This window comes from Cyanobium sp. CH-040 (genome assembly GCF_024346135.1).
Classification (GTDB): Bacteria; Cyanobacteriota; Cyanobacteriia; order PCC-6307; family Cyanobiaceae; genus NIES-981.
The window spans coordinates 23,326-35,942 of sequence record NZ_JAGQCJ010000005.1 but is presented as its reverse complement, the minus strand read 5'-3'; the positions used below and the strand labels follow the sequence as shown (position 1 = coordinate 35,942).

The following is a 12,617-nucleotide window of genomic DNA, read 5'->3' as shown; positions in this document are numbered from 1 at the left end:
CCGCAACAGCACGATGAGCTGGCATCCCCACCTCTGGCACCCCACCACCCAGGTGGCCACCGCTCCGGAACCGCTGCGGGTGCGCTCGGCCCGCGGCAGTGAACTGGAACTCGACGACGGCCGGCGGCTGATCGACGCCATCAGCAGCTGGTGGGTGACGCTGCACGGCCATGCCGAACCGACGATCGCGGCGGCGATCGCCCGCCAGGCCCGTCAGCTGGAGCAGGTGATCTTCGCCAACTTCAGCCACGGGCCGGCCGAGCAGTTGGCCACGCGCCTCAGCGCCCTGAGCGGCCTGGAGCGGCTGTTCTTCTCCGACAACGGCTCCACCGCCGTGGAGGTGACCCTCAAGATCGCCTGGCAGTGGTGGCGCAACCAGGAGGGAGTCGGCGACGGCGCGGCCCATGGGCGGCGCCAGCTGATCGCCTTCGAGGGCGCCTACCACGGCGACACCTTCGGGGCGATGGCCCTGGGGGAGCGCTCGCTGTTCACCGGTCCCTACGAGCCGCTGCTGTTCGAGGTGGCGCGGGTGGCCTGGCCCCACACCCACTGGGGCGATGAGGACGTGGAGCGGCGGGAGCAGGCGGCCCTGGCCCAGCTGGAGCAGGCCCTGCAGACCCCCACCGTCGCCGTGATCCTCGAACCCCTGATCCAGGGGGCCAGCGGCATGCGCGTGGTGCGGGCCGGCTTCCTGCGGGCGGTGGCCGAGCGGGTGCGGGCCGCCGGCGCCCTGCTGATCGCCGATGAGGTGATGACGGGTTTCGGGCGTGCGGGCGATCTGTTCGCCTGCCGCCGGGCCGGCATCCAGCCCGACCTGATGGCCCTCTCCAAGGGGCTCACCGGTGGCTTCCTGCCCATGGGGGTGACCCTGGCCAGCGAGCGGCTCTACCAGGGCTTCATCAGCGAGCGGCCCGAGGCCACCTTCTTCCACGGCCACAGCTTCACCGCCAACCCCCTGGGCTGCGCCGCCGCCCTGGCCAGCCTGGATCTGCTGCAGGCCAGCCCCGAGCGCTTCCAGCAGTTCGCGGTGCGCCACATCCCGCTGCTGGAGGATCTGGCGCGGCACCCGCTGGTGCGCCGCCCCCGCTGCGCCGGCACCATGGCCGCCTTCGATGTGGAAACGGGCGAGAGCAGCTACCTCAACCCGGTGGGCAAACGCATCCAGCGCCTCTGCCTGGAGCAGGGGGTGTATCTGCGGCCCCTGGGCAACGTGGTGTATCTGCTGCCGCCCCTGGGCATCCGGGACGAGCAGCTGGAGGCCTGCTATCGAGCGCTCAGAACGGCCCTCGACGCCCTGGGTTAGCCCGGCAGGATCACCCGGTCGATCACGTGCACGATGCCGTTGTCGCAGGTGATGTCGGCGCTCACCACCGTGGCGTTCTTCACCTCGAAGGGATCGGCGCGCCGGATCGCAACCGGCGCTCCCTCCAGGCTCTCCCATTCGTCCCGGCTCACCAGCTCGTCGCGCTTGAGGGCACCGCTGAGCACGTGGAACTTGAGGATGCGGGCCAGCTGGGGCGGGTTGTCCACCAGGGTCTGCACGCAGCCCGGCGGCAGGGCGGCGAAGGCGTCGTCCACCGGCGCGAACACCGTGAACGGTCCGGGACTTTCCAGGGCTCCGGTGAGCCCGGCCACCTCCACGGCGGTGAGCAGGGTGGCGAAGCAGCCGGCGCCCCTGGCGGTCTCGATGATGGTGGCCATGGCGGTGGTGTCGGGATCGGGGTGAACGGCGAATTCAGCGGTAGTCCTGGGTCTGGATCTGGGGCAGCCGGGCTTCGGGCCGCAGGAAGCGGTCCATCTGGGCCTCGAAGAAGCGGCGGTTCGCCATCAGGTGCTCGGGGTCGGTGTCATCGAGCGGGTAGAGCAGGGCGCAGCGCAGGGCCTGGATCACCGCTGAGGTGACGTTGTACATCGAGCGCTGGAAGGTGATACCCAGCTGAATCAGTTTGTCGGCATCGCCACGCTTGTGCTGCCTGTAGAGATCCTCCAGGTAGGGAGGCAGGAAATGCAGCATGTCCTGCATCAGCAGGGTGGGCGGGATGCCGGCGGAGCCCACCGGAAACACGTCGGCGTAGAGAATGCCGTAGTGGAAGTCGGCCTGGTCGGCCGGCACCTGGCAGGCCTGGGCGTTGTAGCTCTTGGTGCCGCGGAACGGCGCCGTGCGGTAGAACACGGCCTCCACATAGGGCAGGGCCGCTTCATACAGCCAGGTGAAGCCCTCGCTCTTGGGGATGATCTCGAAGCACTCTCCCCTGATGTAGACATGGTGATAGATCGGACGCCCGGCGACGGCGAAGATGCCGTTCACCAGGAAGTTCATGGCGTCGGGAACGCCCTTGAAGCCGCCCTCGTCGTAGATGTCGCTCATCTCGAAGAACACCGGCGCCATCACCTCCCAGAACAAGCCCAGGTTGGCGGTGTAGCTCAGCTTCTTCACCTGCTCCATGAACATCTCCGGGAACAGGCGGTAGAGGCCCAGCATCAGCGGGTTGACGCGGAAGTAGGCCTTGATGGCGCGGTCGGCATTGGCCCGGTAGGTGTCCGTTTCCAGATAGTCGTAGAAGCGGCCGCCCATGCCCTGGTGCCAGAGCATGGCCTGCATGCAGGCCTCGGCGAACTCCATGTTGATGCGGTCGTGCCAGAGGTGATGGAGCAGCTTCGGCATCCGGCCGGTCTCTCCCCTGGCCATGAACTCCAGCAGCTCCGGGTGGGCCTTCTCGCCGCCCCGCCAGATGCGCAGCTTCGACTGATCCCCGGCGTAGGAATTCGGCAGGTCCAGATACTCCTGGCTGATGAAGTACTTGAAGGCCGGCAGCGGATCGAGGAACACCTGCTCGGCGATGTAGAGCAGGTCGCGCCAGTAGAAATCCATCGGCACGGCGTAGGCCTTGTAGATGCCGATGATCTGCATCAGGTTCTCCGGCGTGTCCGGCAGCATCGAGCCGCCGGCCTCCAGCCGGTGGATCACATCGGCGTAGCGATGGCTGGAGGGGGGGATCAGCGGCTGGCGGACGGCCTCGGGGGCAGCGGCGGTGGGTGGGGTCATGACGGCAGCGGCTCCGATGCGGACAGGGTCGTGGCGGATGCGATCTGAATGGTGGCCGGGTCGTTCAGGAACGGCTGGGCCCGCAGGGCCAGGCCCGCCGATTCCGTCTCGCTCCAGCCGGTGAGGGCCGTCGGCCAGAGGCCGGCTCCGATCACCAGCAGGGTGAGGGCGAGCGCCGGCACGCGCTCGCTCCAGCGCGTGTGGGCCCAGTCGGCGCGGTCGTTGTCGAGCCGCCCGAAGCCCACGCGGTTGAACAGCCGGATGGCGTACACCGCCGTGACGCCCGAGGCGAGGAGGCTCACCAGCGTCGCCCGCGGGAAGCTGGTCCAGCTGCCCTCGAACACCATCAGCTCGGCCGGGAAGCCGGCCAGCCCGGGGATGCCGGCGGCCGCCATCAGCGCCAGCAGCAGCATGCCCATGGTGAAGGGCAGGCCGCGCAGGGGATTCATCAGGCCCGAGAGCTTGCGGATAGCCGTGGTGCCGGTCTTGCGCTCGATCAGCCCCACACAGGCGAACAGCAGGGCGGAGATCAGCCCGTGGGCCAGCATCTGGGCGATCGCCCCCTGCAGGCTCAGCGGCGTGGCGGCCGCCAGGGCCAGCACCAGCAGGCCCATGTGCCCCAGGGAGCTGAAGGCCATCAGGCGGCGGATGTCGCTCTGGGCGAGAGCGTTGAGGGCGCCGTAGACGGCGCTCACGGCGCCGGCGGCCGCCAGCCAGGGCGACCAGGCGGCCCAGGCGTCGGGCAGGAATCCCACCCCGAAGCGCAGCAGGCCGTAGGCGCCGAGCTTGGCCACCACTCCGGCCAGCAGCATCACCACCGGGGTGGGCGCCTGGCCGTAGGTGAACGGCTGCCAGCCGTGCAGGGGCACCACCGGCAGCTTCAGCCCGAAGGCCAGTAGCAGCAGGGCCAGGATCCAGCGCTGGGCCGCCGGCGGAATCTGCGCGGCCCGCAGCGCATCGAACCCGAAGGCCGGGCCGGCCGGATTCAACCAGGCGAAGGCCAGCACGGCCGCCAGCAGGGCCAGCCCGGAGACGGAGCCGTAGAGCAGATAGCGCACCCCGGCCCCGGCGCGGCGCTCGCCCCCCCAGATCGCCACCAGCAGGGTGAGGGGGATCAGCACCAGCTCGAAGGCCAGCAGGAACAGCAGGGCATTGGCGGCCAGGAACGACGCCACGACACCGAGGTTGGTGGCCAGCATCAGGGCGAAGAACAGCCGCGGACGGCCCTGATCCGCCGGCGCCGAGAGGACGGCCAGGGTGGTGAGCAGGGCGCTCAGCAGCACCAGGGGCAGCGACAGGCCGTCGAGGCCCAGATCCAGGGAGAGGCCGAGCCGCGGCAGCCAGGGGAGCTGCAGGTCGGCCGGCGGGTGCCGCCAGCAGAGCAGGGCCACGAGCAGCTGCAGGCCGCCGGGCACGGCGGCGATGGAGCGAAGGCGGGCCGGGGGCACCTCCGCCGGCATCAGCGGCAGCAGCAGGGTGCCCGCCAGGGGCAGGGCCAGCAGCAGGAGCAGGGGAGTCGGTCCCATCAGCTGAACGGGCGGAGGAGGCGGGTGGATGGGAAGGGCGGAGCCACCAGCAGCCAGATGGCCATCAGCAGCAGACCCAGCACCAGGCTGAGGGCGTAGGCCTGGGACCGGCCGGAGGTGGTGAGGCTGAGGCGGCGGGCGCCCGCCAGGGCGGCGCTGCCGGAGGCGCCGCTGAAGCCCTCGATCAGCCGCTCGTCCGACCAGGCACTGAGCCGGGCCAGGGCGACCACGAGCCACACCACGGTGCGGTGGTAGAAGCGCTCGGTCTGCATGTCGTGGGCGAGCCAGTCCTGCAGCCCTCCAAGGGCCGCGGGCAGATGGGCCAGGGGATGGGGCCGCAGGTAGAAGAGGTAGAAGAGGGCCGACAGTCCACCGCCCACCAGGGTGGAGAGCAGCAGCGGAACCGCCAGGGGGCCCCAGCCCGGCAGCGGCGAGAGGGCGAACACCCCGTTGACCACCAGCAGCTGGGGCAGGTGCAGCACCAGGCCCATCAGCACCAGGGTGGGCAGGGCCATCAGCCAGAGCACCTCCGGCGAGCGGGTGGTGAACACTGACGGCCGGCCTCCCCAGATCAGGCCGAACACCCGGATCAGGCCGGCACTGAGCAGGGCATTGGTGATCAGCACCACGCCGCCCAGCACCGCAGGACTGGCGCTGGCGGCCGTGAGCTCCAGGAGCTCCCGCAGGGCGGCGAAGCCGCCGAACGGGGGCAGGGCCATCAGGCCGGCGGCGCCGGTGAGGAAGGCCAGGCCCATCAGCGGCCGCTTGCTCCAGAGCCCGCCGAGCTGGGTGAGGTCCTGGGTGATGTTGGTGAGCACGATCGCGCCGATCGCCATCAGCATCAGGGCCATCGGCAGCGGGTAGACGAGCATCAGGTGCTCGGCCACGCTGAAGTCCCCCAGCCCCACGGCCACGAACAGCAGGCCCAGCCAGCTGCTCACCAGGAAGGAGAGGGCCCGCTTGACGTCGATCTGGGCGAGGGCGATCAGGGAGGCCACCACGGCGGTGGTGCTCCCCACGACCACCAGCACGCTCTGCACCAGGGGGCTGAGTTCGATCAGGGGCTCGAGCCGCAGCAGCACCCAGGCTCCGCCCACCACCACCACCGAGTTGCGCAGCACCGTGGAGGGCAGCGGACTCTCCATCGCCTCATCGAGCCAGAGGTGGAGAGGGATCTGGGCGCACTTGCCCATCGGTCCGGCCACCAGGGCCAGCAGGATCAGGGGCAGGGCCGGCGGCAGGGCGTTGTGGTTGTTGATCTGATCGGCGGCCCAGGCCTGCAGGCCGTGGAAGTTCCAGGTGCCGGTGATCGGCAGCAGGGCGATCACGCCGGCCAGCAGGATCAGATCGCCGATGCGCTTGGTGAGGAAGGCGTCGCGGGCCCCCTTCACCACCAGCGGCTGGTTGTACCAGGTGCCCACGATCAGGTAGGTGCCGAAGGTGAGCAGCTCCAGGATCACGTAGCTGAAGAACAGCGAGTCGGTGAGCACCAGGGCGCAGAGTCCGGCCTCGAAGAAGCTCAGCGAGCCGAAGAACCGGGGCCAGCCCCAGTCCATCTCCAGGTAGGCGATCGAATAGAGCTGCACGAGCACGTGCAGGCCGGTGATCACCGTCATCGCCACCAGGGCCGGTTCGGTGACGAGTCCGTCGACGCCGATGCGCAGGCCGGCGCTGTCCAGCCAGGTCCAGCTGAAGGTGATCGGCCGGTAGAGGGCCTCGGCCCCGGCACGGGCATTGGTGTGCAGGGTGGTGAGGGCCACCACGCTGTGCACGAAGGCCACACTCACCATCAGCAGGTTGAGGTAGCCGCAGGGGCGGGGCCCGGTGCGGGAGATCAGGCCGGGCGACCAGGCCAGCGAGCCCAGGGCCGCCAGCAGGGGATAGAGGGGGATCAGCCAGGCCGCCTGGAGCGCAGCGACGGTCATGGGCAACGGAACGCGGCGGGCAGGGGAGGAACGGCGGAGCCGGAAGGCCGGATGAACGTAGTCAGGTGGTGGCGCCGCTGGGTGCGGCCAGCCAGTCGCCGAGGCTGCGCCGCGGCTGGTCGGGACTGCTGGTGATCTCGATGATCCGCCCCGCGGCGGCCGGATCGGCCAGGGCCTCCAGGCACACCCGGGCCACCAGCCGCCTGGGGATGCTGGAGCTGTCCTGCTGGTCGGGGCCGCTGAACACCACGCCCTCGCGTTCCTGGCCGGGCTCCAGACCCTCCTCCCGCTCGCTCAGGCCGCCGGGGCGGATCACGGTCCAGTCGAGACCGCTCCGCTCCAGCCAGCGTTCGCCCACCCGCTTCCACACCAGGATCAGGCCGAAGAGATTGAGGAGATGGAGCCAGCGGCCGGCGCAGAGCGAGCTCACCAGCACCACCCGCTTCAGGCCCACCGCGCGGCAGGCCTCGATCTGCCTGCGCACGCCGAAGGCATCGACCTGCAGCGGGCCGGTGAGGTCCACCGAGGGGCGCGCGCCGGTGGCGATCACCAGGGCCTCGCAGCCGCGCAGGGCCTGCTCCAGGGCCTGCCGCTGCCCCAGCTCCAGGCGGATCACCTCCGCTCCCTCGAGGCCCGCGGGCAGCTCCGAGCCGGGCCGCACCAGCGCCCGCACCGTGTGGCCCTGCCGCAGGGCCTCCTGCACCACCCGCCAGCCGGTCTTGCCGCTGGCGCCGCTCACCGCAATCGTCGTCATCCGCTCGGAACTGCCGCCGCCCGACGCTAGGTGCGCTGCCGGCAGTCCCGGCACGCCATCATCCGGGCAGGCATCCCGTCTCCATGTCTCCTGCCAGCACGGCTCCCGGCAACACTGCCTTCGCCAGCACGGTTCCTGCCACAGAGCCCCGGGTTCAGGACGCTCGCTGGCGGCAGCACTGGCTGCAGCAGTGGTACGCGGTGGGCTGCCTGAAGGATCTCGATCCCCGACGCCCCTTCGCCTTCACCCTGCTGGATCAGGACCTGGTGATCTGGTGGGACGCCGCCGCCGGGCAGTGGCGGGCCTTCGCCGACGTGTGCCCCCACCGGCTCGTGCCCCTCAGCGAGGGGCGCCTCAACGATCGCGGTGAGCTGGAGTGCCCGTATCACGGCTGGAGCTTCGACGGCGAGGGCCACTGCACCGCCATCCCTCAGGCGGTGCCGGAGGTGGCGGCCACGGCCTGCGCCAGCCCCCGCTCGCGCTGCCGGACCTTCGCCACGGCCACCGCCCAGGGGCTGCTGTTCGTGTTCGCCGGTGACGCCGCCGGTGCCGATGCCGTGCCGCTGCCCGTGGTGCCGCTGCTGGAGGAGCCGGGCTGGCTGGTGCAGGACACCTTCCGCGACCTGCCCATGGATGCCCTCACCCTGCTGGAGAACGTGCTCGACGTGAGCCACGTGCCCTTCACCCACCACCGCACCGTGGGCCGCCGCGAGAACGCCGCGCCGGTGGAGGCCGAGCTCACCGGTTCCGGGCCGGAGGGGTTCACCGCCGCCTGGCCGGAGGGTCCGCGCCGGGGGAAGCTCGGCAGCCAGTTCACGACCTACGTGGCGCCGGGGCTGATGTGGCACGACCTGGACGCCAAGGCCTTCGCCCGCTTCCTCACGGTGGTCTACGCCACCCCCACCCACCGGGGCCAGTGCCGCCTGATCGCCCGCTTCCCCTTCCAGTTCCGCTCGCGGCTGCCGCGGCTGCTGCTGGGGCTCACCCCGCGCTGGTTGCAGCACATCGGCAACCACACCGTGCTCGAGGACGATCAGGTGTTCCTGCACTGGCAGGAGCGGGCCCTGGCCAGTCGCGGCGGCAGCGGGCAGTTCAGCCGCGCCTGCTACCTGCCCACCAGCGCGGATGTCTACGTGAATGCGCTGCACGACTGGGTCATGAACCACGGCGGCGAGCCCTTTCCCGGCCAGCCCCTGCCGCCGCGCCAGGGCCCGGCGGCGCTGATGGATCGCTACGAGGCCCACACGCGCCACTGCCGCAGCTGCACCGCGGCCCATGGGCGCATCCGCCGCTGGCGGCCCTGGCTGCGGGGGCTGGTGGTGCTGGTGCCCCTGCTGCTGCTGGCGGTGGTGTGGCTGGGGGGCCTGACGCCCTCGGCCGGGCTGGTGGGCTCGGGTCTGGCGGTGGCGCTGCTGCTGGGCGCGCTGGAGCGCCAGCTGGCCCGCTGGCAGCGGGGGCTGGAGCGGGGCAGCGGCGAGCCGCCCCGCAACGCGCCGGCGGCGCTAGCTGTGCAGGGGTGAGCCCAGGCCGCCATGGATCCAATTCCTGTGCTGCTGCCGGTGGCCGGCGTGGAGCTGGCCGGCGATCTGGTGCTGCCCGGCCCGCGGCGGGGCCTGGTGCTGTTCGCCCACGGCAGCGGCAGCAGCCGCTTCAGTTCCCGCAACCGCTTCGTGGCCGCGGTGCTGCAGCGCGCCGGCCTGGCCACCCTGCTGTTCGATCTGCTCACGGCCGAGGAGGAGCGCCGCGACCGGGTGGATGCCGCCCTGCGCTTCGACATCCCCCTGCTCAGCGAGCGGCTGATCGGCGCCATCGACTGGACGGCGGCACAGCCGCAGCTCAGCGGTCTGCCGCTGGGGCTGTTCGGCGCCAGCACCGGCGCAGCGGCGGCCCTGATCGCCGCCGCCGAGCGCCCCGCTGGCGTGCATGCCGTGGTGTCACGCGGCGGCCGCCCCGATCTGGCCATGGCGGCCCTGCCGCAGGTGCGCTGCCCCACGCTGCTGATCGTGGGCGGGCGCGACCCCGAGGTGCTGCAGCTCAACCGCCAGGCCGCCGCGGCGCTGCGGGCGCCCCAGGCCCTGGAACTGGTGCCCGGGGCCAGCCACCTGTTCGAGGAGCCGGGCACCCTGGCGGCGGCCTCCCGGCTCGCCTGCGACTGGTTCCTGGAGCATCTGCCCGGTGGCGATGGCGGCTGTGATCCCGGGGCGGCTGTGCGCTGAGACGTTCAGGAGGGCTGCCGCCACCAGCGCCAGCCCTCCACGTTGATCAGCAGCCCGAACACGGTGAGGGCCACCATCAGCACGATCTGATCCAGCCGGCGGTCGGGCACCAGGATGTCGGCCACCAGGTGGGGCACGTTGGTCACCGAGTAGACGACGCTGAACCAGAAATGCAGCCGCCGCCAGGGCCGCCAGGCGGCCGGAGCCGGGGCCGTGTCGGCGTAGCTGATCAGCACGATGGCGATCAGGGGCAGCAGGAAGTAGGCGAGCATGGCGCCGAACAGGAGCGGCAGCCGGGCTTCCGCCACATGGCTGTGGATCTCCGGCGACTGGCCGTGGAACAGCGGCATCAGGCCCAGGTCCACATGGAAGAGCATCGCCAGCAGCCAGGTGATCCAGAGGGTGATCAGGCGCGGGGCGTGGCGGATCGCTGCGGTCATCGGCCGGGCGCTGGGAGGACGGGCTGCGGTTTCAGTCTGCCCAGCAGGGCCGGATCCGCCGCTGGCCACGGTTGGCAAGGGTCCGCAGCGTGCCTAGCTGTGGTCGAGGAGGACCAACGGAGGAGGCGAGGCCATGGCCGCTGAGGGAGCAGGGGATCAGGGGGAGCCGATCACGCCCCACGCCACGCCAATCCTGGATGAGGCCGGCCGGCTCACCTACGTGGGCGATGACGGCCGCCGCTACGTGGTGGGCCTGCCGGCGGAGGTGGACGACCTCGGCCTGGAGCGGGTGATGGCCAGCCTGAGCCGGGGCGGACCGCTGTTCGAGAACATCGAGGCGCTCTGCCACCGCTGGATCGCCTCGGTGAGCGGGCCGGATCTGGAGGCCCGCACCGCCCTGGCGCTGCTGCTCACCACCCTGGAGACCGCCCTGGAAGACCGCTACGGCGAGGTCTGAGCGGCCAGGGCGGCGAGGATCCGCTCGCTGTCCACGTCGTCGCGGATCTCCACGGCGCCGATGGCCGTGGGCAGCACGAAGCGCACCCGTCCGTCCTTCACCTTCTTGTCGGCCTGGAGGCACTGCAGCACCGCCTGCGGATCGAGCCGTGGCCAGGCCAGGGGCAGGCCTGCGGCGGCGATCACCGCCTTCTGGCGGGCCTGATCGGCGGCGCTCCACAGGCCCATGGCCAGGGCGATCTCGCCGGCGGCCACCATGCCGATGGCCACCGCCTCACCGTGCAGCCAGGTGCCGTAGCCGCAGAGGGTTTCCACCACGTGGCCGAGGGTGTGGCCGTAGTTGAGGATCGCCCGCAGGCCGCCCTCCCGCTCGTCTGCGGCCACCACCCGGGCCTTGGCGGCCGCGGAGCGCTCCAGCAGGGTCTGCAGCAGCTGCGGTCCCACGGCCGCCATCGAGCTGAGGTCGCCGGCGGCCTCCAGCTCGGCGAACAGCTCTGCGTCTCCGATCACGCCGTACTTGATCACCTCGGCCATGCCGGCGCGGAACTCCCGCTCCGGCAGGGTGGCCAGGGTGGTGGGATCGATCAGCACCAGCCGGGGCTGGTGGAAGGCGCCGATCAGGTTCTTGCCGCCGGGGTGGTTCACGCCCGTCTTGCCGCCGATCGCCGCATCCACCATCGCCAGCAGGGTGGTGGGCACCTGCACCACGGCGATGCCGCGCAGCCAGGTGGCGGCGGCGAAGCCGGCCATGTCGCCCACCACGCCGCCGCCGAGGGCCACGATCAGCGAGCCGCGCTCCAGCCGCTGCTCGAAGGCGGCGTCGTGGATGCGGGCCACGGTGGCGGGGGTCTTCTGGTCCTCACCGGCCTCGATCACCAGCTCGGCTGGCTCGAAGCCCGCCTGCCGCAGGCTGGTGAGGGCGGCGGCGCCGTAGTGCTCGTGCACCACGGGGTTGGTGACCACCAGCACCCGGGTGCCGCTGCGGAAGCCCCGTTCGGCGATCCGCGCGCCCAGCCCCGCCAGGGCGCCGTCGCCGATCACCACGGGATAGGGGTTGGCGCTCAGCGCCACCTCGATCGTGCGGAACCCCGCGGAGGTGCTGGGGGTGGCGGGCGTGGCGGTCATGGGCAAACCGGTGCTGGCCCGAGGCTACGGGCGGGGCGCGGCGTCCATAGGCTCGGCGTCCATAGGCTCGGCTGCCGATCCATCCGCCTGCCGTGGACGCCGCCAGCCTGCGAGCCCTGTTCACCAAGCCCTACGGCGCCCCGGCCCCCAGCGAGGAGCAGTGGCGCCAGGCCTATGCCGACGACGTGCACTTCCAGGACCCCACCCAGGAGCGGCAGGGCATCGCCGCCTACCTGGAGGCGCAGCAAGGCCTGCTGAAACGCTGCGACGACGTGTATCTGGTGCCGGGGGCGGTGGCGATCGAGGGCGACACGGCCTTCGTGGAGTGGGAGATGGGCCTGAAGATCAAGGGGATCGAGTTCATCTACCCCGGCACCACCCGGCTGCTGTTCAACGACGACGGCCGGATCGTCGACCACCGCGACTACTTCGACTTCGTGGGCCCCACCTTCGCGCCGGTGCCGCTGGTGGGCGGCTTCGTGCGCTGGCTCTACCGGCGGTTCGTGGCCTGAGCGGGCGCACCGTCCCTACCCTGCGGCCAGCACGACCCCCGGGCCGCCATGAGCCGTGAGCATCCCGTCGGCGACGCGCTGACGTTCACCATCGGCGGTTGCCTGTTCGGGGCCGGGGTGTTCCTGTTCCTCAACCAGGTGATGGTGCACTCGGGGTTCAGCCACGGGGGAGGCGGCTGGGGCTGGCGCGGCGGCTTCGGTGGCTGGGGTGGAGCGCTGCCCTTCGGCACCCCCGGCATGGGTCTGCTGATGATTCCCCTGGGCATCGGCGTGTGTCTGCTGTTCACCGGGAGCTTCCAGCGCTGGGCGCGCCTGCTGGTGTGGGCGTCCCTGGCCGCCCTGTTCGTGGGAGTGCTGAACGGCGTGCGCATCAGCTTCAGGCCCGCCACCCTCTGGCAGCTGATGGTGTACGTGCTGATGATCGCCAGCGGTGGCGGGCTGATGTTCCGCAGCCTCGCCGGCTACCGGGAACCCGAGCGCGTCTCCCCCGACCGGCGGCCGGATCCGCGCGGCGACGAGGACGACCTGCGCCGGGAACTGGCGGAGCTCAGGAAACGGGTCGACGAGTTCGGGAGCTGACGTTCGCGGCACCGGAGGGCAGGAGCATGCACCCGCAT

The 12,617-nt window shown here is 71.4% G+C and carries 13 protein-coding genes; 6 read left to right on the top strand and 7 right to left on the bottom strand.

What is annotated here, in order from left to right:
- The first annotated feature begins 13 nt into the window (after nt 1-13).
- Nucleotides 14-1,303 (top strand): adenosylmethionine--8-amino-7-oxononanoate transaminase, encoded by a 1,290-nt coding sequence (gene bioA, locus KBY90_RS06260; RefSeq protein ID WP_254967637.1) that lies wholly within the window; start codon nt 14-16, stop codon nt 1,301-1,303.
- Here the strand turns inward: bioA and KBY90_RS06255 are convergent.
- The 5 genes from KBY90_RS06255 to KBY90_RS06235 all read right to left on the bottom strand — a co-directional run bounded on the left by KBY90_RS06255 (nt 1,300) and on the right by KBY90_RS06235 (nt 7,251).
- Nucleotides 1,300-1,701, bottom strand: a complete 402-nt coding sequence (locus KBY90_RS06255) for a fasciclin domain-containing protein (protein ID WP_254967636.1) — start codon at nt 1,699-1,701, stop codon at nt 1,300-1,302. The genes bioA and KBY90_RS06255 overlap by 4 nt on opposite strands.
- Before the next feature lie 34 nt (nt 1,702-1,735).
- On the bottom strand, nt 1,736-3,046 hold the full coding sequence (locus KBY90_RS06250) for a CO2 hydration protein (RefSeq protein ID WP_254967635.1): 1,311 nt from the start codon (nt 3,044-3,046) through the stop codon (nt 1,736-1,738).
- On the bottom strand, nt 3,043-4,572 hold the full coding sequence (locus KBY90_RS06245; RefSeq protein ID WP_254967633.1) for an NADH-quinone oxidoreductase subunit M: 1,530 nt from the start codon (nt 4,570-4,572) through the stop codon (nt 3,043-3,045). Before KBY90_RS06245 ends, KBY90_RS06250 begins: the two co-directional genes overlap by 4 nt.
- Nucleotides 4,572-6,497 carry an NAD(P)H-quinone oxidoreductase subunit F gene (locus KBY90_RS06240; RefSeq protein WP_254967631.1) on the bottom strand — a complete coding sequence of 642 codons (1,926 nt, stop codon included), beginning with the start codon at nt 6,495-6,497 and terminating at the stop codon, nt 4,572-4,574. Before KBY90_RS06240 ends, KBY90_RS06245 begins: the two co-directional genes overlap by 1 nt.
- Before the next feature lie 61 nt (nt 6,498-6,558).
- A complete protein-coding gene (locus tag KBY90_RS06235; RefSeq protein ID WP_254967630.1) occupies nt 6,559-7,251 on the bottom strand; it encodes an SDR family oxidoreductase in 693 nt (230 codons plus the stop codon).
- Nucleotides 7,252-7,334: 83 nt separating this feature from the next.
- Here KBY90_RS06235 and KBY90_RS06230 point away from each other — a divergent pair, with 83 nt between their 5' ends.
- Nucleotides 7,335-8,771 carry a Rieske 2Fe-2S domain-containing protein gene (locus KBY90_RS06230; RefSeq protein ID WP_254967629.1) on the top strand — a complete coding sequence of 479 codons (1,437 nt, stop codon included), beginning with the start codon at nt 7,335-7,337 and terminating at the stop codon, nt 8,769-8,771.
- Nucleotides 8,772-8,783: 12 nt separating this feature from the next.
- Nucleotides 8,784-9,467 carry a dienelactone hydrolase family protein gene (locus tag KBY90_RS06225; RefSeq protein ID WP_254967627.1) on the top strand — a complete coding sequence of 228 codons (684 nt, stop codon included), beginning with the start codon at nt 8,784-8,786 and terminating at the stop codon, nt 9,465-9,467.
- Between the two features lie 5 nt (nt 9,468-9,472).
- Here KBY90_RS06225 and KBY90_RS06220 read toward each other — a convergent pair whose 3' ends face one another.
- The gene (locus tag KBY90_RS06220) at nt 9,473-9,907 is read right to left on the bottom strand and encodes a hypothetical protein (RefSeq protein ID WP_254967626.1); all 435 of its coding nucleotides are present in this window, start codon (nt 9,905-9,907) and stop codon (nt 9,473-9,475) included.
- A gap of 133 nt (nt 9,908-10,040) precedes the next feature.
- Here KBY90_RS06220 and KBY90_RS06215 point away from each other — a divergent pair, with 133 nt between their 5' ends.
- The gene (locus tag KBY90_RS06215) at nt 10,041-10,364 is read left to right on the top strand and encodes a hypothetical protein (protein ID WP_254967625.1); all 324 of its coding nucleotides are present in this window, start codon (nt 10,041-10,043) and stop codon (nt 10,362-10,364) included.
- Here KBY90_RS06215 and aroB read toward each other — a convergent pair.
- Nucleotides 10,349-11,488, bottom strand: a complete 1,140-nt coding sequence (aroB, locus tag KBY90_RS06210) for a 3-dehydroquinate synthase (protein WP_254967624.1) — start codon at nt 11,486-11,488, stop codon at nt 10,349-10,351. The two genes, KBY90_RS06215 and aroB, sit on opposite strands and share 16 nt — an antisense overlap.
- Before the next feature lie 92 nt (nt 11,489-11,580).
- On the opposite strand from aroB, the gene KBY90_RS06205 reads away from it, so the two are divergent.
- Nucleotides 11,581-12,000 carry a nuclear transport factor 2 family protein gene (locus tag KBY90_RS06205; protein WP_254967623.1) on the top strand — a complete coding sequence of 140 codons (420 nt, stop codon included), beginning with the start codon at nt 11,581-11,583 and terminating at the stop codon, nt 11,998-12,000.
- A 48-nt stretch (nt 12,001-12,048) separates the two neighbouring features.
- Nucleotides 12,049-12,579, top strand: coding sequence for a hypothetical protein (locus KBY90_RS06200; RefSeq protein ID WP_254967816.1), 531 nt, complete (start codon nt 12,049-12,051; stop codon nt 12,577-12,579).
- Nucleotides 12,580-12,617 lie beyond the last annotated feature (38 nt).

Coding starts and splice junctions, on each gene's coding strand:
- bioA (WP_254967637.1), top strand. CDS start 14: ATGAGCTGGCATCCCCACCTCTGGCACCCCACCACCCAGGTGGCCACC.
- KBY90_RS06255 (WP_254967636.1), bottom strand. CDS start 1,701: ATGGCCACCATCATCGAGACCGCCAGGGGCGCCGGCTGCTTCGCCACC.
- KBY90_RS06250 (WP_254967635.1), bottom strand. CDS start 3,046: ATGACCCCACCCACCGCCGCTGCCCCCGAGGCCGTCCGCCAGCCGCTG.
- KBY90_RS06245 (WP_254967633.1), bottom strand. CDS start 4,572: ATGGGACCGACTCCCCTGCTCCTGCTGCTGGCCCTGCCCCTGGCGGGC.
- KBY90_RS06240 (WP_254967631.1), bottom strand. CDS start 6,497: ATGACCGTCGCTGCGCTCCAGGCGGCCTGGCTGATCCCCCTCTATCCC.
- KBY90_RS06235 (WP_254967630.1), bottom strand. CDS start 7,251: ATGACGACGATTGCGGTGAGCGGCGCCAGCGGCAAGACCGGCTGGCGG.
- KBY90_RS06230 (WP_254967629.1), top strand. CDS start 7,335: ATGTCTCCTGCCAGCACGGCTCCCGGCAACACTGCCTTCGCCAGCACG.
- KBY90_RS06225 (WP_254967627.1), top strand. CDS start 8,784: ATGGATCCAATTCCTGTGCTGCTGCCGGTGGCCGGCGTGGAGCTGGCC.
- KBY90_RS06220 (WP_254967626.1), bottom strand. CDS start 9,907: ATGACCGCAGCGATCCGCCACGCCCCGCGCCTGATCACCCTCTGGATC.
- KBY90_RS06215 (WP_254967625.1), top strand. CDS start 10,041: ATGGCCGCTGAGGGAGCAGGGGATCAGGGGGAGCCGATCACGCCCCAC.
- aroB (WP_254967624.1), bottom strand. CDS start 11,488: ATGACCGCCACGCCCGCCACCCCCAGCACCTCCGCGGGGTTCCGCACG.
- KBY90_RS06200 (WP_254967816.1), top strand. CDS start 12,049: ATGAGCCGTGAGCATCCCGTCGGCGACGCGCTGACGTTCACCATCGGC.